Annotated in this window: 18 protein-coding genes; 9 read left to right on the top strand and 9 right to left on the bottom strand. The window is 67.6% G+C overall.

The features are described 5' to 3' along the window. Positions 1–4: 4 nt before the first annotated feature. The 3 genes from QHF84_RS13805 to QHF84_RS13795 all read right to left on the bottom strand — a co-directional run bounded on the left by QHF84_RS13805 (position 5) and on the right by QHF84_RS13795 (position 4438). Positions 5–811, bottom strand: a complete 807-nt coding sequence (locus QHF84_RS13805; protein WP_281313739.1) for an SDR family oxidoreductase — start codon at positions 809–811, stop codon at positions 5–7. Positions 812–872: 61 nt separating this feature from the next. Then, the gene (locus QHF84_RS13800) at positions 873–2423 is read right to left on the bottom strand and encodes an SMP-30/gluconolactonase/LRE family protein (protein WP_281313738.1); all 1551 of its coding nucleotides are present in this window, start codon (positions 2421–2423) and stop codon (positions 873–875) included. 218 nt (positions 2424–2641) lie between these two features. Beyond that, a complete protein-coding gene (locus QHF84_RS13795; RefSeq protein ID WP_281313737.1) occupies positions 2642–4438 on the bottom strand; it encodes an NAD(P)/FAD-dependent oxidoreductase in 1797 nt (598 codons plus the stop codon). 87 nt (positions 4439–4525) lie between these two features. Here QHF84_RS13795 and QHF84_RS13790 point away from each other — a divergent pair, with 87 nt between their 5' ends. Continuing rightward, positions 4526–5107: a TetR/AcrR family transcriptional regulator gene (locus QHF84_RS13790; protein WP_281313736.1), complete on the top strand. Its 582-nt coding sequence runs from the start codon at positions 4526–4528 to the stop codon at positions 5105–5107. 255 nt (positions 5108–5362) lie between these two features. Further along, positions 5363–6475 carry a glycosyltransferase gene (locus tag QHF84_RS13785; protein WP_281313735.1) on the top strand — a complete coding sequence of 371 codons (1113 nt, stop codon included), beginning with the start codon at positions 5363–5365 and terminating at the stop codon, positions 6473–6475. 1 nt (position 6476) lies between these two features. Here QHF84_RS13785 and QHF84_RS13780 read toward each other — a convergent pair whose 3' ends face one another. Continuing rightward, positions 6477–9035 carry an MMPL family transporter gene (locus QHF84_RS13780; protein ID WP_281313734.1) on the bottom strand — a complete coding sequence of 853 codons (2559 nt, stop codon included), beginning with the start codon at positions 9033–9035 and terminating at the stop codon, positions 6477–6479. A 273-nt stretch (positions 9036–9308) separates the two neighbouring features. On the opposite strand from QHF84_RS13780, the gene QHF84_RS13775 reads away from it, so the two are divergent. From QHF84_RS13775 to QHF84_RS13760, 4 genes are all read left to right on the top strand, one after another. Then, positions 9309–10205: a CDP-alcohol phosphatidyltransferase family protein gene (locus tag QHF84_RS13775; protein WP_281313733.1), complete on the top strand. Its 897-nt coding sequence runs from the start codon at positions 9309–9311 to the stop codon at positions 10203–10205. Further along, complete coding sequence (locus QHF84_RS13770; RefSeq protein WP_281313732.1) at positions 10202–12073, top strand: glycosyltransferase family 39 protein; 1872 nt, start codon at positions 10202–10204, stop codon at positions 12071–12073. Before QHF84_RS13775 ends, QHF84_RS13770 begins: the two co-directional genes overlap by 4 nt. 542 nt (positions 12074–12615) lie before the next feature. After that, positions 12616–13164, top strand: coding sequence for a hypothetical protein (locus tag QHF84_RS13765; protein WP_281313731.1), 549 nt, complete (start codon positions 12616–12618; stop codon positions 13162–13164). An 8-nt stretch (positions 13165–13172) separates the two neighbouring features. After that, positions 13173–14045, top strand: a complete 873-nt coding sequence (locus QHF84_RS13760; RefSeq protein WP_281313730.1) for a hypothetical protein — start codon at positions 13173–13175, stop codon at positions 14043–14045. An 8-nt stretch (positions 14046–14053) separates the two neighbouring features. Here the strand turns inward: QHF84_RS13760 and QHF84_RS13755 are convergent, their stop codons facing one another. From QHF84_RS13755 to QHF84_RS13735, 5 genes are all read right to left on the bottom strand, one after another. After that, positions 14054–14662 carry a hypothetical protein gene (locus QHF84_RS13755; RefSeq protein ID WP_281313729.1) on the bottom strand — a complete coding sequence of 203 codons (609 nt, stop codon included), beginning with the start codon at positions 14660–14662 and terminating at the stop codon, positions 14054–14056. Positions 14663–14704: 42 nt separating this feature from the next. Continuing rightward, positions 14705–15286, bottom strand: coding sequence for a hypothetical protein (locus QHF84_RS13750; RefSeq protein WP_281313728.1), 582 nt, complete (start codon positions 15284–15286; stop codon positions 14705–14707). Positions 15287–15381: 95 nt separating this feature from the next. Then, positions 15382–16743 (bottom strand): sigma 54-interacting transcriptional regulator, encoded by a 1362-nt coding sequence (locus tag QHF84_RS13745; RefSeq protein ID WP_281313727.1) that lies wholly within the window; start codon positions 16741–16743, stop codon positions 15382–15384. Positions 16744–16750: 7 nt separating this feature from the next. After that, a complete protein-coding gene (locus QHF84_RS13740) occupies positions 16751–18181 on the bottom strand; it encodes a serine/threonine-protein kinase (protein WP_281313726.1) in 1431 nt (476 codons plus the stop codon). Beyond that, positions 18178–19107 carry a hypothetical protein gene (locus QHF84_RS13735; protein WP_281313725.1) on the bottom strand — a complete coding sequence of 310 codons (930 nt, stop codon included), beginning with the start codon at positions 19105–19107 and terminating at the stop codon, positions 18178–18180. Before QHF84_RS13735 ends, QHF84_RS13740 begins: the two co-directional genes overlap by 4 nt. Before the next feature lie 137 nt (positions 19108–19244). On the opposite strand from QHF84_RS13735, the gene QHF84_RS13730 reads away from it, so the two are divergent. From QHF84_RS13730 to QHF84_RS13720, 3 genes are all read left to right on the top strand, one after another. After that, entirely contained in the window at positions 19245–19658 is a 414-nt protein-coding gene (locus QHF84_RS13730) for a hypothetical protein (RefSeq protein ID WP_281313724.1), read from the top strand. A gap of 125 nt (positions 19659–19783) precedes the next feature. Next, positions 19784–21106, top strand: coding sequence for a fibronectin type III domain-containing protein (locus tag QHF84_RS13725; protein WP_281313723.1), 1323 nt, complete (start codon positions 19784–19786; stop codon positions 21104–21106). Positions 21107–21283: 177 nt separating this feature from the next. Continuing rightward, positions 21284–22684, top strand: a complete 1401-nt coding sequence (locus QHF84_RS13720; protein ID WP_281313722.1) for a PHB depolymerase family esterase — start codon at positions 21284–21286, stop codon at positions 22682–22684. The last annotated feature ends 3 nt before the right edge of the window (positions 22685–22687 follow it).

Here is a 22687-nt window from a genome sequence, read left to right as displayed (position 1 = left end):
GCGCCTACTTCGGCAACAAGGCGACCATTTGCTTGTAGATGAACCGCGCCGCGCGCTGGGGATCCAGCCGGTAGATGGCATCCATGAACATGGCATCGGATCCCACGAGGACGCGGTAGCGGTCCTGCTCGATTGCCTCGAGGATGATCCGCGCGGCCTTGTCGGCCGAGAGCATCTTCGGCGTCGGCTGCCCGCTCTTCATTTGCAGGCTGTCCATCACGCCCGAGTTCTGCGCGATGTTCGTCTGAATCGCGCCCGGGAAGACCACCGTGACCTTCACGCTCGTCCCCTGGAGCTCCGAGTTCAAGCCCTCCGTCAGGAGCTTCACGGCCGCCTTGGCGGCCCCGTAAATGGTTTGTCCCGGCACGGGCAAAAATCCTCCCATGCTGGAGATGTTCGTGATGTGCGCCTCCGGCCGCGCGAGCAGGTGCGGCAGGAAGGCTTTGACCATGTAGAGCGTCCCGAACAGGTTGACGTTCATCACCCGGTCGATCGCCCCATAGTCGAGGTCCTTCAACCGGACGAACGGCTGAATGACGCCCGCGTTGTTGATGATGCCGTCGACCACGCCGAAGCGCTCGATGACCTGGGCCGGGAGCGCATCCACCGCAGCCCGCTCCGTGATGTTCACGATGTGGGTGGAAAGCCGGTCCCGGTTCCTCCCCGCGAGCGCGAGCGTCCCTTCGAGGCCCGCCGCGTCGATGTCGATGGCGGCGACGCTCGCGCCCCTCGAAAGGAGGGCCAAGACCAGCGCCCTGCCGATGCCATTTCCGCCGCCGGTCACGACGAACACCTTGTTCTGGATCTTCATGGCCTTCACCCTCCTCGAGGTCCGCACACCTGCGCCTTGCGCTCCGCCGTCGAGCGGACGTTCATTGCGCCGGCACGAACCGATAGATCGCGCTCTCGATATCGGACGACAGGTAAATGGTGCCCGAGCGGCCCACGGCGACCCCCGTGGGAATGTAGCCCGGCGGCAATCCCTCGCTCTCGGGCAAACCGATGGGCAGGCCGCTCGCGATCACGGACCCGCGCCCCGTGGCCGGATCGATGCGCACGAGCTGCTTGCGGCCCACCTCGGCGACGATCAATCCACCGTCGGGGTGCCGCGCAATGCCCTCGGGCGCTTGAAGGTCGCTCGCCACCGTGCTCTTGGATCCATCCGACAAACGCACCCGGATCACCCGCCCCGCGCGCACCTCGGTGACGTACACCCCGGGCTCCTTTGCCTCCGTGTCCGCGGCGAGCCCCACCGGCCCCGCGAGGCCCTCGGCCAGCACCGTGGTCTTTGCGGGCTCGGCGTTATCGATACGCACGAGTTTGCCCGTGGCCGCCTCTGCGACGATCAGCGTGCCATCGGCGAGCTCGAGCACGCCCTGGGCGCCATTCGGACTGGGAATCGTCCGCAGGAGCTCGCCCGAGGCCCGATCCAGCACCTGCACGCTGCTGTGGCCGCCGAGGTAGGCCGTGCTCAGCACCACGTGCTTCGCGCTCAGGCTCACGTTCATGGGGAAGTTCAATCGCGTGGAGAGCACGCGGGTCGTCTGGTGGATTTTCCCATCACGCCCTCCCACCCGGCGAAAGGCATACACATCCGCCACGTAAAGCTGCTCGTCCGTGTCCTCCTGTGCGACGGCGAGCCCCGAGGGCACGCTCAATCGAGCCTCGACGAGGAGCTTGACGGAGCCATCGGCCGGATTGACGACACGAATGTCGTTGTCCACCATGTTCGACACGTACACCTGGTCGTCGGGGCCGACCGCGAGGTTATCGAGCCCGGTGGGCAGTTTCGCGACGACCTCCTTGGTTCCCTTGGGCAACCGCACGCGGACGAGCTCGCCGCGCGCCGCGTCGACCACGTAGAGGTGCTCCTTGCGCGCGTCGAAATTGACGGCGGTCGGCATCGCGAAGCCCTCTGCCACGGGCTCCATTTTCCCCGCATCCACGTCCATCCGGACGATCTGCCCTTTGAGCAAGATCGGGCCGTAGAGCCGATCATCCTTGCCAAACTCGAATCCGTTGAGGAATCCGACCGGGGCGAGGACCTTGCGCGGCGCCTTCTTTCCCTCCGGATCCACCTCCCACAGCGCATCACCTCGGCCGAGCTGGGTGACGTAGAACCTGCCGTCGCGGCGGAAGGCCAGCGAGTTGAGGCCCGGCAGATCCTTGGCGATGACGTGCGTCTTGCCATCCGGCGTGCGCCGCATCAATTGACCGGAAAAATAGCCGGTCCAGTAAACGGAGCCATCGGGCCCCAGGGTCACGTCGTCCGCGCCGCCGAAAGGAGGCCCCACCAACGTGGACACCGCGCCGCTCTTCAAGTCGATGGAATGGACCGTCTGGCCGAGCAGATTGCTGGCCAAAAGGTGTCCCTGGCCATCGACGACCATCCCATGGACGCCCTGAAAGGGAGAACCGGCCACGACCACCTCCTTGCGATAGACCGGGGGAGGTGGAGAGGCCTGTGCAGGTGCCTGCGCAGAGGCCTGTGCAGAGGCCTGTGTCGAGGCTTGTGCAGGGCCTTGTGGAGGCGCGGCCGAGGGCTGGCATCCCAAAAGCAAAAAGGCGAGCAGGGACTTGGAGAGGAATCGGTTCACGGGTGGGACCTCCGGGTGGGGCTCAGGCGCTCACGATTGGCCGATCACGATTGCGTCACTTCGAGCCCTGCCAGATCGTCGGCCTTGCGCCAATTGTGCAGGATCTCGAAGAACTCGAGCGGGCCGCCCGCATACGCGGCGAAGCGCACCAGGTTCGGGCTGAGATGCCCCTCGTTGTTGTAATAACCGGGCGTGCATTCGGGACCGCCGAAGTGGATGCTGCTCTTCATGAGGCTGCCGACGATCGTGTCCCACCATTGCTGCTGCGCCGCTTCCGTCGGCTCGATGGTCTCGATGCCCCGCGTGCGGCAACGCTCGATGATGTAGGCGGCGTGCTTCGCCTGCTCATCGATGACGTGGACGAAGTTGATCGCCCAGCCGGCCTGGGTGGGGCTGAACATCAAGAGGTTCGGATAGCCGCGGGTTTGCATCCCGTGGAGCGTCGAAGGCCCATCGGCCCAGCTATCGCGCAGGGACTTGCCGCCGCGCCCGCGAATGTCGAAGCCGAGCCGCCTCGTGTATTCGCTCGAAATCTCGAAGCCCGACGCATAGACCAGGCAATCGACCGGGTATTCCTTGCCCTGCACGACCACGCCCGTGGGCGTGATTCGCTCCACGCCTTTCCCGTCGGTATCGACGAGCGTCACGTTGGGGCGGTTGAACGTCTGCAGGTATTCGTCGTGGAAGCAGGGCCGCTTGCAGAGCTGGTTGTAATACGGCTTGAGCGCCTCGGCCGTCGCCGGATCCTTCACGATCGTGTCCACCCGCGTGCGAATCTCCTCCATCTTGCGGAAATCGGCGAGCTGGCGCATCTCGGCCGCCTCCTCGGGGGTCTTCGCGCTGCGCATCGAGGGATCGTCGAAGATGTAGGTCCAGCCGTCCTGCACGAGGTCGACGTCCTGCGACTGGCCCGAAACGATGGCGCTGAAATTGACGAGGCGCTCCTGCTGCCAGCCCGGCTTGAGCGACTTCGCCCAGGCCTCGTCGGTCGGCTGGTTGTTCCGCGGGCCGACGCCCGAGGGCGTGCGTTGAAAGACGTACAAATGCTTCGCCGAAGCGCCGAGGTGGGGGATCGCCTGCACCGCGGTCGCGCCCGTCCCGATGATGCCCACGCGTTTGTCCGCGAGCCGGGTCATGTTGCCGCTCGGGCTGCCGCCGGTATAGGCGTAATCCCATCGGCTCGTGTGGAAGCTGTGGCCCTTGAACGTTTCGATCCCCGGAATGCCCGGCAACTTCGCCTTGTGGAGGATGCCTCCGGCGATGACCACGAACCGCGCCGCGAGTTTGTCCCCGCGGCTCGTCGTGACGATCCAGCGCCGCGCGCTCTCGTCCCAGTCCATCTGCTCGACCTCGGTCTGGAACAGCGCCGCCTTGTAGAGGTCGAAATGCCGGCCGATTCGCTGGCAATGCGCGAAGATCTCGGTCGCCTTCGCGTACTTCTCCGTCGGGATGTAGCCCGTCTCTTCGAGCAGCGGCATGTAGATGTACGACTCCACGTCGCAGGCTGCGCCCGGATAGCGATTCCAGTACCAGGTGCCGCCGAAATCGCCGCCCTTCTCGACGATGCGGAAGGAATCGACCCCCGCCTGGCGCAGCCGCACCGCCGCCAGCATGCCGCCGAAGCCGCCGCCGACGATCAGCACGTCGATCGTCTCGGTCACGGCCGGACGGGTGAAGCCCGGCTCGACGTAGGGATCCTTGTCGAAATCGGCGTAGACGCGGTCGAGTTCGACGTACTGGGCGCTGCCGTCGGGGCGCAGCCGCTTCTCACGCTCGAGCCGGTACTTCTCCTTCAGCGCTTCCGGGGAAAAGGTGGCCTCACCCTTCGTCGTCGTATCCATCGGCACACATCCTTTCACTTCGCCGCCGTAGTACACGGCTGTGTACATCGCTGGACGTACTCCATCCGCCGTCGTAAGTAAACAGTTGTGTACAAGCCCCCGACCGAGCCTGAGACGTCGGCGCGCCAGCGCGACGCCGACCGCACGCGTACAGCGCTCCTCGTCGCCGCGAGGACCCTCTTCTCCACGCGCGGCTTCGCCAACACCGGCGTGCGCGACGTGGCGGACCTCGCCGGGGTGAACTCCTCGCTCGTCGGCCGCTACTTCGGCTCGAAGCAGGGGCTCTTCCGGGCCGCGCTCGACTCCGTGCTCGACATCACCCCGGTGCTCCAGGGGGATCGACGCCGCTTCTGCACGGACATGGTGTCGGCCCTATGCGACACGCCGGATGCGCGGGGCCCGCTGGCGATGATGATCCTCTCGGCGGCCGATCCCGAGGCCCACGCGACGAGCGTCGAGCTGCTTCAGACGAAGGTGCTCACGCCCTTGGCCGAATGGCTCGGGCCGCCCGAGGGCGAGTGGCGCGCGGCGCGGCTCCACATCCTCTGGTCTGGCTTTCTCACGAGCTGGAGGCTCTTGCCCGTCCAGGCGCTCGACGACGCGCGTATCGAATCGGCCCGCCGATGGTTGGAGGCCGCGAGCCAGGCGATCGTCGATGAAGGAAGGTAACGAACGGCGCAGTTCCGCGCCGTCTTGACGCTCTACGACTCGAGCTTGAAGCCCGGGCCGAGGAAAACGACGGCAAGGGCCAGTCCCACGAACTTCAAAGCTTGGTGAACGCGCTCGCGCATCATGGCCGCCTCCGTGTCGAGTCGAAGGCCAGATTGTTACAGGACAGTGACACACGCGCAAGTTTCTTTGCGCGAGCCTTGACTTTTTTCCCTGCCAGGGCACGCGCCGCGTTAGGAGGGGGGCGACCTCCCGATGCGTATCCTCTTCGTCGCGCCGAACATCACCCTTCCCGGCACCAACGGCGGCTCCACCCACGTCACCGAGGTGGTCCGCGCCTTGCGCCGCCGCCACGAGGTCCAGGTCCTCGCGAAGGTCGGCTCGCACGGCGAGGGCGTCGCCGGCATCGGGCTCGGCCACGGCGGCCCCGCGCGGTACGTGATCCCCTTCCTCCACTTCCCCGCGGCCTACCCCGTCGCCCGTCGCTTCCGGCCGGACGCCATCTACGAGCGGTTCAGCGCTCAGGGGCTCGGCGTCTTCCTCGGCCGCGCCCTCGGCGTCCCGGTGGTCAGCATGATCCTCGACACCAAGGCCACCCTGTTCACCCTCGAGGGCGCCGACCGGCTCATCTCCACCGCGCCGCACCTCGTCTCGCCGCGATACCACCACAAGCTCGTCGAGGTCTCCTGGGGCGCCAACATCGAGACATTCCACCCCGGCGTGTCGGGCGCTCCGATCCGGCGCCGGCTGGGGATCGGCGACGACGAGATCGTCGCGGGATACACGGGCGCGTTTTATCACTGGCACGGCCTCGACGTCCTCGTCGCCGCCGCCGCCGCGCTCGATCGTGATCCCGCGGCGCCGAAGATCCGCTACCTGCTCGTCGGGGACGGCGAGATGCGCCGCGACATCGAGGCGCGTATCCAGGCCGCGGGTTTGTCCCACCGCTTCCTCCTGACGGGCCGCGTCCCCTACGAGGAGGTCCCTGCCCATATCGCCGCCAGCGATTTCTGCGTCGCCGCTTATGACCCCGACCGGCACGAGGAGCTGCGCCAGCACGGGATGTTCATGGATCCCCTCAAGGTCTTCGAATACCTCGCGGTGGGCAAGGCGGCGATCACGTTCGAGAGCCCGAACATGCGTCGCCTCTTCACGGACGGCGAGCATGCCCTGCTCGTCCCGCCGGGGCAGGCGGCGCCGCTCGCTGCGGCGATCCGACGCGTCGCCACCGACGCCGCCTTGCGTGAGCACCTCGGCCGAGCCGGGCGCGCACTCGTGGAGCGCAAACACTCCTGGCAAGCTCACGGCGAGCAGCTCGGCGCGCTCTTCGACGCAGTGGTCGAAGAGCGCCGCCGCCGCCGGGGTTGATTCAGGCGCCGCCCGCGCCTTCGGGCGTTTGCTCGGCGCCCGCTGCCGCCTTGCGCCGGCGATCGAGCCACACGAGGAATGCCGGCAGGATCAGCACCGCGGAGAGCAAGCAGGCGATCTCCCCGACCGCCGCCGCCAGCCCGAAGCTCGCGATCCCTTTGTTGATGGAGAACATCAGCGCGAAGTACCCGATACACGTGGTCATCGAGCAGAGCACGAGCGCGCCGCCCGTCTCCGTGAAGACCCGATCGAGCCGCGCACCGCCCTCCGAGAGATATCGCTGCATCAGGTTGTGCGAATACTCGGCCCCGATTCCGAACGTGATCGGCAGGACGATGAAGTTCAAGAAATTGAGCTTGATGCCCCGCAGATGCAGAAACCCGAGCAGCATCGACACGCCGAAGAGCCACGGCACGAACACCCCGAGCGACTGCGCGCTGCCTCGAAACGCGATCAGGATGATCACCACGACCCCGATCGCCGCGAGCCCCACGGCCTTCGGCGCGTCCTCCACCACGGCCTGGATCATGTCCGCGTAAATCACCGCGCGGCCCGAACCCTTGATCACGTCGCCGTTCGGCAGCGTCGTCGACCGGAAGCTATCGGCCCAGCGGATGAGGTAATGCGCGTCCCACACGCTCTGGCCTTGCTTCGGCACGATGTACACGATCCGCCCGCGCGTCCCGTCCTTCTCCGTGAACGGCCGCGCCACGGTCTCCGGCAGAGCCGCGATCTCGATCGGCTTCAAGTTCTCCGCGGGCATGTACGGCCCGATCTCGGCCCAATCCGCGTCCGAGATCAGGTTCCGCTTCCGCGCCTTCTGCACGATGCGCCGGATGTCCTCGATGAGCGGGATCTTCTCCGCCTGATCCTTCGGGATCAGCGAATGGATCGTCACCACCTTCTCGAACGGTTTTGCGTCGGCGGGCGCCGCGTCGAGCCGCTTTTGCAGCTCCGTTTCGAGCAGCGGGACCTGATCCAGGCGGTCCGTCATGACCGCCATTCCGTCCTGCGACATCCGACCGACGATGTGCCCCACGCGCACCGACAGCGACAGCGCCGCGCTCTTGTCGCGCCGCTCGCTGCGGATGTTGCGCATGTCGTACTCGATCGGATCATTCGTCAAATATCGATACGTGAGCCCCACCGAGATGAGCCCCACCACGACGCCGATCGCCCCGAGCGTGCGCGGCGCCGCCTGCGCCAGCTTCGCGAACAAGACGCCGTAATACCCGCGCGCCTTCGTCTTCTCCTTGCTCGGGAAATACACCGGGCGCACCCGCTCCGTCGCCGCGAGCAGGGCCGGCGTGAAGAGGTACGTCGAAAGCCAGCAGAGCAGCATCCCGTAGCCGCCGATGATCCCGAAGTGCTTGAACCCACGGAAATCCGTCAGCATCAGCGAGCCGTACGCCAGCATCGTCGTCGCCGAGCCCGAGAGCGTCGGCAGCCACGTATCCTTGTGCGCCGCCTCGATCGCCCCCTCGACGTCGGCCCCGTCGTCACGGCGCGCCTCGAGATACCGCGCCATGTACATGATGCCGTAGTTGATGCCATTGCCGGCGATGATCGTGACCAGAAAGCCCGTCGAGCTGTTCAGGTATCCGATCGTGAAATACGTCAGGCCGAACGTCCACACGAGGCCCACGAGCAGGCTGCCCGCCATCACGAGCACCGTCCGCACCCGCAGGAAGAACAGCAGCACCGGCACGAGCACGCCGAGCACGCCGCCCACGCCGACCTCGCCGAGGTCCCGCACGATCGCGTCGTACTCCTCGCCGCTGATGACGAGATCGCCCGTGTATCCGACCTCCATCGTCGCATCGAGCTTCTTCGGATCGATCTCCGCGACGATCTGCTCCACCTTGCGCCGGAGCTCCTCGCGCTCCGCTTTTTTCGACAGGCTCGTCCGCGCGATGACGGCGGCGAACTTGCCGTCGGCGCTCATGTAATACCCGTTCGGGTGCGGGCCTCGATCGATCTCCGCCTGGCTCTTCGGTTTTGCCGGCGCCTCGCCCGCCTTCTTCCCCGTCAGCCGCTCCTTCAGCGACGCCGCGGTGATCGGCGGCGGCGGGTCCGTGTCGTCGAGCAGGACGCCCGTCTCCTTCTGGACCTCGTACTCGTACCTCGAGACGACCTCGTCACGCGCCTTCTGCACGTCCGCGAGATCCGCGAAGAGCAGCTTGTTCTCGTCGAAGAACTTCTTCGTCTCGCGCGCGCTCCAGTCGACCTGCTCGACCCACGGCGGCCCGAGCGCCTGGAGCTTCGGCGCGAGCGCGTCCACGAATGCCCGGAGGGCCGCCTCGTTTTTCCCGTCCGCGATCTCGGCGGTGACCGTCAGCGTCGTGATGCCCGAGAGGCGCGCCGAGACCCGGCGCATCTCGATCACGCTGTCCTTGTTGTCGGGCAATAACTCCGAGAAGTCGGGCCGAAAGCCGATCTTCGTGGCGAAGAAGCCCGTCGGCACGAGCGAAAGCAGGGCGAAGAGAAGGACCAGAAAAGGCCGACGCGCCTGGAGTCGACCGAGGACGCGGAGGGGCCGGGGGGAGGTACGTTCGTGCATTGGAAAAGCGCGTCCCGGCGCGGGATCCACGGCCGCCGGACGCGGCAGGATAGTGCACGCCGGAGAGGCCCTGCAAGCCCGCGAGCCGGAAAGCTCCGGCGGAGAACGTGCTCGCCGCTACCTTTGCTACGCACCGTCTCGCGGGGCGTGAACCACGTTCACACCGTGTGCCGTACGGCGACGGTTTCTTTCTCTCGTCCTTCATGCCAAATGGGGCCTCGCTCGCGCTCCCCGGGGGCGCGGCAGACCTCTCCTTCTTTTGCGTTCCAAGCGATGACCATCCGCCTCAGCGACGTGATCAAATCTCCCGACGTGGAGGACCCCGTGAACCTCCACGTCCACCGGCCGCTCCAGCTCCTGCTCGCGCGGCCGCTCGTGAAGACCTCCATCACCCCGAACCAGGTCACGTTCCTGTCGCTCTGCGCGGGTCTCGGCGCCGCGGCTTGCATCGCTACGGGCAGCCTCTACGTGCGGCTCGCGGGCGCGGCCCTGCTCTTCGCGTCGGCGATCCTCGACGGCGTCGACGGCATGATCGCGCGGCTGAAAAAGACCTCGTCCGAGACGGGCCACGCGATCGACGGCGCCTCGGACTACGCGGTCAACGTCGCCACGACCCTCGCGGCCGTCTACCACCTCGGGCAGACCTCGGGCCGCCCTCTGCTCGCGGCCGCGCTCGGCCTCGGCGCGCATGTTGCGTGGGCGCAGCACCTCATGCTCTACGATTTCCACTGCGCGCTCTATCTGCGCTTCTACTCGGGCGGCAAGCACCAGGGCGGTGACCGCGAGCGGGCGCAGAAGACGCTGGAAAAGGTGCGTCAGGGCGGCTCGCTCTTCCAGCGTGTTCTCATGACGGTCTTCGTCTGGCAGCTCGGCAACCGTCAATCCTTGCTCGCCAAGGTGAGCCCCCTCGGCGTGCGCCTCTCGGAGCGGCCGGCCGACGACGTGTTCGGCAAGACGTACGTCGCGACGCACCGCGCGCCCATGCGGTTATGGGCGCTCTGCGGCAACGCCCCGCACATGGATCTGATGGTCCTCGCCATCGCGCTCGATCGTTTCGAGGTTTATTTCGTGCTTCGTATCGTGGTCTTCACGCTGCTCGCCCTCTTCGCGACCGTATGGGAGCGCCGTGTCCTCGCGCGTCACGCGGAGATCGGCGAGGTCCTTTCGTGACGACGACGCTCACGGGCCCCGAGGACAAACCTTCGCCCGCGGAGGAATCGCTCGCGCGGGCGAAGGTCCGGCGCGCGGTCGCGCTCGTCGCGCTCTTCACGGCGATCTTCTACATCCCCGCGCTCCGCTGCGGCTTCTTCGCGGACGACTGGCTGCACCGGCTCGCGCTCGATCAGTTCCCGGACATCTTCCGCGAGCACCTGAACCTCTTTGGCCTCATCCGTTCGACCGAGGAGGTCGTCGCCTTCAAGAAATTCGGCCTCGCGCCCTGGTGGACCGATCCGGACATGCGGATCAATTTCTGGCGCCCGATCCCGTCGATCACGCACTGGCTCGAGTACCAGCTCTTTGGCCACAGCGCGATCGCCGCGCACCTCATCAACATCGGGTTTTACACGGTCACCGTCTTCCTCGTCCACCGCCTCCTCGCGCGTTACCTCTCGCCGTCCCGCTGGCCGCTCGTCTTTGCGGTCGCGGTCTTCGCGCTCGACGACGCGCACGCCCTCAACATCGTGTGGAGTGCGAACCGCAACGAGACCGTCGGCGCGATCTTCGTCCTCGCCTCGCTGCTCTCGTTCATTCGCTACCGCGAGGGCTCGGGCCGCGTCTTCGCGGGCCTCTCGCTGCTCTCCTACGCCTGCGCCCTGCTCTCCAAGGAGTCGGGCCTCATACTCCCGCTCTTCGTGCTCGCGCACGTCGTGGTCTTCCCGGAGCGACCCGGACAAACATTTTTCGCGCGCATCCGCCCGCACCTCGGCATGCTGGCCGGGTTTTTCCTGGTCAGCGTGGCGTTCCTCTACCTCTATTTCGTGGTCCTCGGGCACGGCGCGAACTCGGTCTATTACATCAACCCGCTCAAGAACCCGGGCCTCTGGGCCGAGCATTTCTTCCGGTCCGGCTTCTACCACGCGGTGATCCTCGCGACGGGCGTGCCCTTGCACGTCCTCTCGAGTACGCCCGTGCGTGATTATCCGCTCGCGGCGCTCGCGCTCGGCGTGGTCACGGTCGGCTTCTGGGCGCTCGCGTGGCGCTGGCTCCGGAATGACCGCCCGCTCCGCTTCTTCGTGCTCACGATGATCGCGGGCCAGGTCATCGTGACGACGAGCTTCCCCGACCCGCGCAACCTCTTCTTGCCGTCGATCGGCTTCGCCTACATGGTCGCGCGTGTCCTCGAAGAGGCCGTCGCCCGTTTCCCGAAGGGCCGCCCGTATCGCGCCGTCGCCGGCGCGCTCGTATTCTTGCACCTCGTGCTCGCGCCCGTGCTCTGCCAGGCGTGCATTTACATCGTCTCCACGTTCGACGGCCGTTTCCGGGTGATCTCGGACTCCCTCGCGAAATCGATCGATTACCAGCATTTGCCCGAGGACAAGCTCGAGGTCTACTTCCTGAACTGGCACCAGCGCGAGATGACCGCGCTCTATGGCCTCTACCTCCGCCGCGTGCTCCCGACGGGCGTGACCGATTACAAGCCGATCACGCACAACCCGAACATCTCCTACATCGACAAGCTCTACCAGGGCCTCGGCGGCGAGCGGATCCATTACTACTCGCTGTCTTACGTGACGGGCGACGTCGACGTGGAGGTCCTCTCGGAGTACGAGATCGCGGTTCGCCCGAAGAAGGGCCATTTCTTCCCGACGCTCTTCGAGCAGCTCTACACGACGGGCAAGCCGTGGCGTGCGGGGCAGGTCTTCGAGCCCGGCACGCACCGCGCGACGATCGAGGAGGTCTCGCCGGCGGGGGAGGTCTTGAAGGTGCGCTTCACCTTCCCGGAGCCGCTGAGCTCGCCGCGTTATCGCTTCATGAAATGGGACGGCGAGCGATTCGTTCCGGTCTCGTTCGTGGCGGTGGCGGGGCGGGGGGAATGAGGCAGCGCCGCCTGCGCTTGTAGACGGCGCCGCCGCTCTTGTTGGGAGGCCCGGAGCCGTACCTCGACGGCCCGGAGCCGTACCTCGACGGCCCGGGGCCGCTTCGAGACGGCGCCTCGCGTTTCCCTCGACGGCCCGAAGCCGTACCTTGACGCCCCGGACCCGCTTCGAGACGGCCTCTCGGGTTTCCCTCGACGGCCCGAAGCCGTACCTTGACGGCCCGGACCCGCTTCGAGACGGCGCCTCGGGTTTCCCTCGACGGCCCGGAGCCACTTCGAGACGGCCCGAAGTCGCTTCGAGATGGCCCCTCGGGTTTACCTCGACGGCCTGAAGCCGCTTCGAGACGGCCCGAAGCCGCTTCGAGACGGCCCGAAGCCGCTCAGGGATCCCGCCAAGCGCCCCGGCGCGGACGCCGCGGCAGGCGCAGGCGGGATCACCCGTGTCGGACGCGTTGCATCGGCCGCAGCGCCCGCCTTCGCACACGTTGGAGGCGTGTTGGTAGGATCTCCCTGGTCTCGTCGTCCCCTCGAGCGTGAGACGAGGTGGCCGAGAGCACAGACGCGGATGAAGTCAAGGGGGAAGCGGGTGGAGAGATGACCCGGCGCGACGTGGGGGGCGTGGTTCGAGGGATGGGGATGGTTGCCGCTCTCGTGGCGGCGGCGCTCGTGCCGGCGGGATGCACGTTCGGGGATGAGCCGGAGGAAGCGCAGCCCGGCGTCGGGAACTGGTGGTTCGATCAGAACTGCGTTCCCGTGGAATGTTTGCGCGAATGTTGCAATGGGTGGCATTGGAGTCCTAGACCGCTCTTCCACGGTGGATCCAGCATTGCCCAGGAATGCGGCAAACACCAGACGAAGCCGGAATACTTGGAGTACGAACATCTGATGGCGGCAGACTGGAACAAGTGCGTCCAGGATTTCGCAGGCTTCGAAGGGGGGTTGTGCACCGTCATTTACCCGCCCGACGTCATAAGAAAGATCAACCCTGATGGGACGCGAGAGTACTCGGGGTTGAGCTTCTCGATCTGCCCGCCGAGGGGGCAGTATGCGGCGCACCCTTTGGAAGATGTGAAGCTCCAGCCGCAGGAGTGACGACTGTCGTGAGCCACCGCGCACGCGTCTTCGCGATCGCCGCCGTCGCCGCCGCCTTCTCCCGCACCTCGGCTGCACTTGCCCAGGAGGACCCCTGCGCGGCTCCCGTGAACCATTTCAACGGGGTCTGGGGCGGGGGACAAATCCAGGTGAGCAGGGTCGTGGCGGGGCTTCCGATCCTCGCCACGACGCGGTTCTCGTACAGGGAGACACGGTATACTCCGTGCAGCGGCGGGAAGGCCGTGCTGCCCCCAGGGGTCGGCGAAGCCAGCGTCACGCTCGGAGTCCCGCTATTCAACAACCGTCGAGGCGGGTGGCTCTTGCAAATGGCCGCGCGAGGACAGGGCTCGCAGAAGCGGGGCGACCCCGTCCGCGGGACCATCACCGGCGCGCCCGCCATGGCGGGCCACCTCAACCTCTGGGAGACGCCGCTGCCGTTGATCCAGCTCACGGGAGCGGCGTCCGCGGCGATCGTTCCCGAGGCCCCGGACATTCCCCTGTCGATCGCGTATCTCGGGGGCGTACGGGTCTACGCTCTCTACGAGAAGCATGTACAAGCGAATCTGGGGGTGACGATCGGCGGGAGCAACGAGGCCGTCAAGCTCGTCCCCTCCCTCGCCTTCCGGGTCAGCGATCTCGAGGTGTGGGGCCACAAAATGGCACTCGGCTTCGAACTCCGCTCTCCGATCGAGCTCATGCCTGGGCCGATACCGCTCCAGTGGCGACTCTGGGGCGCCTTGACCTTCCTCGTGGACGAAATGGACGAGAGGAAGAACGACCGCGCACGTGGAGCGCAACCACTCGCCGCTCGCTTCGATCTGGTCCGCTCGCCTCCGGAAGCCGCCCCGCCTGCTCAGACGGCCTGGGAAATGACATTATGACCACGTGTTCATTTCTCGGGCGGAACGAGGTGTTCGCGGCACTCCTGAAAAATGCTGTCTCCCCAGCCTTTCATTGATTCTCTGCTGCTGAATCGTCGATTGTTCTTGGATTCGTAAATTCTGTTCCGCTCTCCCTTGTCGAGTTCGACCTCATCCAAATGCGCCGGAAAGTCTTCGAACTCGGCGCACTTGTCGAAACTGTTCACCAGGAACTCGTCGACCCCGCCGGTCTCCACGCATCCCGAGTGATTCAGGAAGACGCTCAGCATGGTGATGTGGTCCATCATGGTGCCGCAAACATACGCATTGACCAAAGTCGCGCGGACCCTGCATTCCTGGACCTCCTTTTCCAGCGCCTCGACCTTGGCGGCGCTCTCCGGCCCCGCGTCGTTCGCTTCTCCCGCCGTAGGAACGGCCGTCGGGATCACGCGAGGTCTCGACAGCTCCGCCCATTCGCGCCGACACGCCTTGAGCTCTCTCTTCACCTCCTGCGGATCCGGCGCGGAAGCCGCGCTCGTCTCCGGGGCCTCCGCCTTGCGCTCCCGCGTCGCCCAGCCGAAAAGCACGCCACCCCCGAAGGCGACGGCCAGAACGCTCGCCGCCACGAGGAGAGGCATCAGGAGGCCCGCGCTCTTGGGACGTTCATTCATGCGAACGCCTCACAACGGCCTCGGAGCCTCGGGCTCCGTCGTGCTCTTTGGCGTCTCGGTGCACGTCCAAACGAACTCTTTCAAGCGGCGGAGCACCTCGTCTTCCGGAAGGGTCTTGTGAATCCGGATCGCCTCGGAGACGAGGCTCGACTGCTCCTTCGTGAGGTCATTCGAATGGAAGTCCGCCGGGACGTTCGCGAATACCGCGCACCTCTCGAAGTTCTCCTCGATGAGATCCGCGGCCCGCGACTTGGGCCCACACCACCGGCCATTCTGCGGTAAGGACAGGAGCGCGCGATACTGACGAGCCGCAGCGACGCAGACCTCCGCGCTCACCACGACTTCGCTCTTCCTGCACTGCGCGAGCTCGGCTTCCAGCTCCAAAGCCGTGGCGATTCGCTCGCCCGCGTCCTCTGGCGTATCCCCCGCAGGCGCCGCAGCGTCCGATGAGGCTCCACGCGCCCCCGAACGAGCCGCCACTTTCTCTCGACACGCAGCCAGATCTTGCCGCGCCGCCTCCTCCGCGGCGCGCGTTGCCCCGGTCCTCCGCTTCGTCTCGGTCTTCGTCGTCGGCGCCTTCGGCCCCAGCATCGTACGGCCGACCCAGACGCCGGCCCCAAAAGCAGGAATCAGGAGCACCGCTGCGGCAATGCCCGCACCCCTCCTGATTCTCTGCGCCTCCTCCATCACGCCCCCTCGTCACTCGCCCGGATCCCGAGCCGCGCCGCGAGCCTCTGCAAAAACCGCCGGCTCACGCCCGCCAGCTCCGCCGCCCGCGTCACGTTCCCGCCCGTCTTTTTCAGCATCGCCCGCAGATACACCTCCTCGAACCGCTCGGTCCACGCCTGCCGCGCGTCCTTCAACGGCAAGTGCAGCGGCACGAGGTCGTCGAGCTCGGCGTGCGGCCGCTCCACCGAAGGCGGGGGCGCCGACGGCGGCCCGTGTGGCGAGACGAACCCGAGCGACACGCTCCGCTCAATGAAATTCCGCAGCTCGCGCACGTTGCCCGGGAAGCTGCGCGAGGCGAGCACGCGCAGAAAATCCTGCGGCAAGGGGCCCGCGCCCGGGGAGAGTTTGTCATAAAAATGCTGGGCCAGGATCGGCACGTCCTCCGGCCGCTCGCGCAAGGAGGGCAGGGCGACCTCGACGACGGCCAGCCGATAATAAAGATCCTCGCGGAACGTCCCCTCGTTCACGCGTCGCGCGAGGTCCCGGTTCGTCGCGGCCACGATCCGCACGTCGACACGTTTCGCCGTATTGCCCCCGACGCGCCTCACCGTGCGGGTCTCGAGCGCGCGGAGCAGCTTCGCCTGGAGGGCGAGCGGCATCTCGCCGATCTCGTCGAGGAACAGCGTCCCGCCGTCGGCCTCCTCGAACACGCCGCGCCGATCCGAGGTCGCGCCGCTGAACGCGCCGCGCATGTGCCCGAAGAGCTCGCTCTCGAAGAGCGCCTCCGGAATGGCGCCGCAATCGATCGGCACGTACGGCCCGGCATTTCGTCGCGACATCGCGTGCACCGACCGCGCGACCACGTCCTTGCCCGTCCCGGTCTCGCCCGTCACGAGCAGCGTCGTATCCATCGGCGCGACCCGCTCGAGCACCGCATAAAGCTGCCGCATCGGCAGGCTCGCGCCCACGAGCTCGCCGAACGACGTCCGCGGCGAGACCTCCACGAACGAAGGCGCGTCCCCCACGTCCACGCGGATCGACGTCGCGCCCACGCGCAGCACCGTGCCCGCGGGCACGTCCGCGTCGCGGATCCGCGCGCCGCCCACGTAGGTTCCATTCGTGCTGCCGTGATCCTTGACGGTCATCGTCCCCGCGCGGACGCGGAGCTCGCAATGCATGCGCGACACCGTGGGATCCGTGAGCACGACCTCGCAGTTGCCCGCCGTCCCGATGCGCGAGAGCGAGGCCTGCACGGTGACCCGTTTGCCCCGGTCCTTGCCCTCGACGACGACGAGGTCGACCGACGGAAGTCGCAGGCCCGTCACCGGCGCCGGGACACGCGCCGTGGCGCCTTGCTCGAAATCGTCGAAATCGCTCATGCGAGTCTCATTTGGCGTAGGGGTTCGGAGGCAGGCGGCTCTTCGGTTTGGCGGTGGCGGCCTGGGTGGGTTTTGGGCGCGCGGGGCTCGGCGCGGAGGCAGGAGCGGAAGCGGAGGCGGGAGCGGCAGCGGCAGCGGAAGCGGAGGCGGAAGCGGGAGCGGGAACGGCGGCGGAAGCGGGAGCGGGAACGGTAGCGGCAGCGGTCGCGCCGGCGGCCCCCGTCTCCTCGGTGTTCTCCCTGCCAAACACGAAAACGCCTACACCCACCGCCACCGTCACCACCGCCGCAGCAATCCCCAAAGCCGCCCCGCGCCGCGTCTTTTTCGCAGGCGTCGCCGCTATCTCCTGCGCCGCCAACTGGTGCGTCGTCGCCTCCGCGACGGCCACCTCGTTCCGCGGCGTCGCGACCTCCAACATCGACGCGGACGGCGCGCGTACCGAGGGCAAACCGAGCTCCGAAAGCTTCGCGCGAACCTCCTTTCGCCGCTCGGCCAGCGTGTCGCCCACCGTCTCCCGCACGACCCGCGACACCTCCGCCGCGCTCGCGAAATACCCCGCGCGACGCGCTGCTTCTTCGAGTGCCGCGCCAAACTCGTCCGCGCTTTGAAATCGCGCCGCCGGGTCCTTTTCGAGCGCCCGCTGCACCACCACGTCGAGCGCGTCGCCGAGCTCCGGCAAAACCACGCTGAGGAGCGGCGCCTCCTCCCGGAGCGCACGATCGAGCGCCTGACCCTCGTTTTGCCCCTTGAACAGGCGCCTGCCGACGAGCGCTTCCCAGAGCACCACGCCCATCGCGAACACGTCGACACGCGCGTCCGGACGCTCGCCGCGGATGTACTCGGGCGCCATGTACCCGACCTTTCCCTTGAGCGTGCCCACCGTCGTCGGCGCGCGGGAATCGTCCTCTGCTTTCGCCACGCCGAAATCCGTGATCTTCGAGACCCCGTCGAGCCCGACCAGGATGTTCTGCGGCGACACGTCGCGATGCACGAGCCCGAGCGGCCTGCCCTCGTCGTCGGCGAGCGCGTGCGCCGCCGCGAGCCCCGCGCATGCGTCGAGCGCGATACGCACGACCACGCCCGGCGAAAGCCTCCGCCCGGCGCGCCCCGCGGCCGCCATGAGCTGCCCGAGCGACGCGCCCTCGACGTAGTCCATGACGAGCTGGATCGACGCGCCCGCGAGCTCGACGTCGCGTACGTCGACCACGTTCGCGTGGTGGATCCGCGCGGCGATCTGCGCCTCGCGCACGAGCGCCTCGCGGAAGCCGGGGTCTTCGAGCAGGTGCTCGTGCGGCCGCTTGATCGCCACGATCTGCTGAAAGCCGAGCGGCCCGCGCAGAAGGCCGACGTACACCGTCGCCATGCCGCCGGAGGCGATCTTCACGAGCGGCTCGTAACGAGGGGAGCCGGCGATTGCAGCGGACGGCGCGGCGCTCACGGCAGGGACACGGAGACCTTGGCGACGCCGCCGCCGGGCTGGGTTTCAAAGGACAAACGAGCGGACGCCGGCTCGTCATCGCCGCCGAACGAGAAGAGGCCCAAGGGGATGGTCGCGAGGCCGAAGACGGCCGTCAGGCCCACGAACACGTTCGTCCGGACCTGCGCGCCTTCCCCGTCCCCCGCGATCCCACGGCAATCGCTCGGGGCCGCGGGGCCGGGACACCCGCGCGCCACGAAGTCGTCGTGGAGTCCCTTGGTTTGCAGACCCGACGCCGTGAGCGCCGCGCCGGAAGCCACCGTCGCGCCGAGGCCCACGAAGAACCACACGGGCGAGCGTCGACGCGATCCGTTCGTGATCTTCTGCGTATCGGGCGGGCGTTTCGGCGTGACCGTGAGAGATGCGCCGGCGGAGACCTCCGTCGGGATCTCCTCACGCGCGGCGCCTTGCTCGATCACCACCACATGCACGCCCGCGCGCACGAAGCGTTCCTCGTTCGCCTCGAAAGCCGCGCCGTCGACCGAGACGCGACACGCCCCCGGACAAACCACGCGGAGCTTTCCCACGCGGGCCCCGAAGCGCGCGCGTGCCGTGCGCGCGAGATCGACGAGCGCCGCATCGTCGCCCCGCGCGGACGCGCGCGTCGCGAGCTCCATTCCGAGCACCGGCTCGTCGCCTTCGATCGCGGCCCGCAGCGCCGACGCGAGCGCCACGGGGTTCGGCATGAGCGCATCGGCGCGGGCGAGCTCGCGCGCGGCTGTCGTCATGTCGCCGCGCTCGTAAGCGGTCGCGCCGCGATCGTAGGCCGCCTTCGCCTCGGTTGCCGCGTCCGACGCGGCCGCGTCGCGCGTGGCCACGCAGAGGAGCACGAGCGCGGCTCCGGCGAGGGCAAAAGAAATCCGGCCGTGCGAGCGCTCGCGTCGCATGAGGGCCCGAGCCTACCACAAGAGCCCTCCGCGAAGAGCGTCCCGGATAAACGTTTGCCGTGGCAACGCTTGGCGGCCGCGCGCCTCTCTTGGTAACGTGCCCGTTCGTGTCCCCCGTCCCTGGTATAACGCGCTGCGTGATCATCCTTTGCGCCACGATTTCTGCGTTCGTGACGGGCTGCGTATACGACTGGGAGGTCGGCGCGCCTGCGTCCGCGGACGCGGGCCCGGGCACCGGCGGCGCGGGCGGCGCGGGCGGCAGCGGCGGGCCCGATTGCGCGGATCTGCAGGCGGACGTCGAGGCCGCGCGGATCGCGGCGAAGTCGTGCGTCCTCGGCGCGTCGGGGCAGTGCGCGGAGAAGGTCACGGACGAATGCGGCTGCCATTCGTTCGTGAAGGCCGGCGGCAGCGCCGAGGTGCAGGGCTTCGTCGCGGCGGTCGAGGCGTTCCAGGCGGCCGACTGCAAGCCGTCGTGCGCGGCGAGCTGCTCCGTGGTCGTCACGGGGATGTGCCTGATCGTGGGCGGACAGGGGCCGTACTGCACGCCTTGAGATTGTTCGTCCTGTAAAACGTATCCGTCCCTCGGCCCAAAGAATCTCCTGACTGGCACGGATCTCCGTGCGGCGAGCACATCCTGCGACGATGTGGCAGATGGTGTGTGCGACGGGAGGGGTGTATGCGTGGCATTCGCAAGGGGACGGGTGCGTTCGTCGTGACCATTGGGATGGCCTCGTGCGGATACGAGGATTCGTTCGTCCGGACGGACGGATCCGCCGACGCGCATGCCATCGGCGTCGCCGCGTCCGCAATCGCGACGGCCGAGGTCGGATGCCGCCCGGCCGAGACGCTCCGCGAGCTCGCCGCGTGTATCCGCGATACCATGCCGAAATCGGGGTCCGAGGGGTACGTCGCGCCGTCGGCCACGGCCCTCACCGAGCTCCGCGCGGCCGTGTCGCGCATGCTGAACGGACATTGCGATTTCGCGCTCGGGGCGAACATCGCGCCGGTCATGGATCTCCGGACGTTCAGGGACGTCGAGAACGGCAAGGCGTATTGCGTGCTGATGGAGGTCCGCGACGCGAACGGCGACGGCGTCGTGGATCGAGGCTGGGGCACGTTCATCGTGGACCCCACCGCCTCGCGCGAGCTCTCGCACCAGGCGCCGCACCCGCTCGCGGACGTCGACACCGAGCTCCAGGCCATCGACATCTTCAAGCGAACGGATTCGCGGAGCTTCCTGCTCTGCGGTGCGCATCGCAATGCGAATGCGGCGCAGGCTTGCGATGCCGACTACCGGAAGGCAGATTGCGCGCACGACGCGGGGGGCATGTTCTACGCGGCGTCACGCGAGATCTCCGCGTTTTACGGCTCCCGCCGGCATCACCAGGTGCAATGGCACGGCATGGGGACCGACACGTGCCCGGATGTCACGGTGTACATCTCGCCAGGCCTCGCGAGCGCGCCCGCGGCGGACGCGCTCGTGCGTACGCTCGACGCCGAGGCCGAGGCCACGAACCCGACCTGGAGCGTCAAGATGCCCGGCAGCGGCACATGCGGGCTGAACGCCACCGACAACGTCGAGGGGCGATTCTTGAATGGCGTGACGACCGACATGGTGTGCAACACCGCCGCCACGACCGCCAGCGGCGCCTTCATCCACGTCGAGCAGAAGCGCGAGGCGCGCGACCCGCTCCTTTGGCTCACGCCCGTGACGCGGACCTTTCCCATTCCGGACCCGACGCCGCCGACCTCGCTCGCGGCCGCCGCGAGCCCGGGGCGCATCACGTTGTCCTGGGTCGCCTCGAACGGCGCGAGCCGCTACGAGGTTCGGCGCGGCCTGGCCATCGGTGGCCCGTACAACGTCGTGGCGACCGTCTCCGCCACGAGCTGGGTCGATACGAGCGTGGTCTCACGCACCCGGTATTTTTACGTGGTGGCTGCGGCGAACTCTCGCGGCACGAGCGCGCCTTCGGGCTCGGCCACGGCCCGCGCGTTTTGACCTCGACCTCCCTGCGTCACGCGTGACGCCCCCCGGCGCCGGGATCCGGTGCGACGCGCGTGACGCGCCCCGGGGCCATTTCCCGCGAATTTGCGCGAAAACCAGGGCGCTGCGTCGTGGCATGCCGCCTGCTCATGGGTCCTCTCCGAACACCCCGGACACCCAAGGAGAAGACCCATGTCGCGCACGATGACCCGCTCTGCTTTTGCCCTCGTTGCCCTCGTCGCCCTCGGCGCCGGTTGCCTCGGCACCCCCTCGGATGACGGTGAAATGCTCGCCGACAACCTTGCGACCGACGCCTCGGGCCTCACGACCGTGGCCGGCTTTGGCTCGAACCCGGGCAACCTGAAGATGTACACGTATTCGCCGGCGGGCGTGGGCGCGGACGCGCCGCTCGTCGTCGTGATGCACGGCTGTACACAATCGGCGCTCGATTACGTCAAGGCGGGCTGGAACGGCCTCGCCGATACGTGGAAGTTCCACGTGATCTACCCCGAGCAGCAATCGGCGAACAGCAGCACGCGTTGCTTCAACTGGTACGAGACGGGCGACATCGTGCGTGATCAGGGCGAGGCGCTCTCGATCAAGCAGATGGTCGACTGGATGAAGGGCCAGGTCTCGATCGACGACGAGCGCGTCTTCGTGACGGGCCTGTCGGCGGGCGCGGCGATGACGGCGGTCATGATCGCGACGTACCCCGAGGTCTTCTCGGGCGGCGCGATCATCGGCGGCATTCCGTACCGCTGCGCCGCGGGCTCGGCGGATCTCACGAAATGCATGGGCGGCGTCGATCGCACGGCGACGGTCCTCGGGGATGCCGTGCGGAACGCGGCGCCGGGATACGTCGGTCCGCGGCCGAAGGTCTCGATCTGGCACGGCACGAGCGACATCATCGTGAAGCCGCTCAACGCGACCGAGCTCGTCGAGCAATGGACGAACGTGCACGGCGTCGACGCGACGGCCGACGCGACGTGGACGATCGACGGCGCGACGCGGAAGGAATACCGCGACGCGAACGGGGAGACGGTCGTCGAATACTGGTCGATCCCCAACATGAGCCACGGGACCCCGGTCGACCCCGGATTCGCGGCGGCGGGCGGGTGCGGGACCGCGGGCGCGTACATCCTCGATGTCAATCTTTGCTCGGCGTATCGCATTGGCCAATTCTTCGGCCTCGACCAGGGCGTGCCGGGTGACGGAAGCGGCGGCACGGGCGGCACCGGTGGGACCGGCGGCAGTGGCGGGACCGGCGGCAGTGGCGGCGTGGGTGGCACGGGCGGCACGGGCGGGACCGGCGGCGCAGGCGGAAGCGGCGGCAGCGGCGGAAGCGGCGGAAGCGGCGGAAGCGGCGGAAGCGGCGGTAGCGGCGGCACGGGCGGCGGCCCCGCCCCGGTCTGCGAGGAGTTTTACGAAGGAAACTATTACCACGTGCAGAAGGGGCGCGCGGTCGTTTGCGGCGCATTCAACAGTTATGCGTGCGCCGTCGGCTCGAACCAGAACCTCGGCCTCAACAACGTGCTGCCCACGTGGATCCGCAAGACCGGCCCGAATTATTACGAAGCCGGCCGTTGCCCCTGAGCT

This window comes from Polyangium sp. y55x31, assembly GCF_029946505.1.
In the GTDB taxonomy this organism is placed as follows: Bacteria; Myxococcota_A; Polyangia; order Polyangiales; family Polyangiaceae; genus Polyangium.
Note: the sequence above shows the minus strand (reverse complement) of the source record. Positions and strands in the feature narration are given on the sequence as shown.

Excerpts from the sequence above, each read along its gene's own strand:
- QHF84_RS13805 (WP_281313739.1), bottom strand. The coding sequence starts at position 811 with ATGAAGATCCAGAACAAGGTGTTCGTCGTGACCGGCGGCGGAAATGGC.
- QHF84_RS13795 (WP_281313737.1), bottom strand. The coding sequence starts at position 4,438 with ATGGATACGACGACGAAGGGTGAGGCCACCTTTTCCCCGGAAGCGCTG.
- QHF84_RS13785 (WP_281313735.1), top strand. The coding sequence starts at position 5,363 with ATGCGTATCCTCTTCGTCGCGCCGAACATCACCCTTCCCGGCACCAAC.
- QHF84_RS13780 (WP_281313734.1), bottom strand. The coding sequence starts at position 9,035 with ATGCACGAACGTACCTCCCCCCGGCCCCTCCGCGTCCTCGGTCGACTC.
- QHF84_RS13775 (WP_281313733.1), top strand. The coding sequence starts at position 9,309 with ATGACCATCCGCCTCAGCGACGTGATCAAATCTCCCGACGTGGAGGAC.
- QHF84_RS13755 (WP_281313729.1), bottom strand. The coding sequence starts at position 14,662 with ATGCCTCTCCTCGTGGCGGCGAGCGTTCTGGCCGTCGCCTTCGGGGGT.
- QHF84_RS13750 (WP_281313728.1), bottom strand. The coding sequence starts at position 15,286 with ATGCTGGGGCCGAAGGCGCCGACGACGAAGACCGAGACGAAGCGGAGG.
- QHF84_RS13745 (WP_281313727.1), bottom strand. The coding sequence starts at position 16,743 with ATGAGCGATTTCGACGATTTCGAGCAAGGCGCCACGGCGCGTGTCCCG.
- QHF84_RS13735 (WP_281313725.1), bottom strand. The coding sequence starts at position 19,107 with ATGCGACGCGAGCGCTCGCACGGCCGGATTTCTTTTGCCCTCGCCGGA.
- QHF84_RS13725 (WP_281313723.1), top strand. The coding sequence starts at position 19,784 with ATGCGTGGCATTCGCAAGGGGACGGGTGCGTTCGTCGTGACCATTGGG.
- QHF84_RS13720 (WP_281313722.1), top strand. The coding sequence starts at position 21,284 with ATGTCGCGCACGATGACCCGCTCTGCTTTTGCCCTCGTTGCCCTCGTC.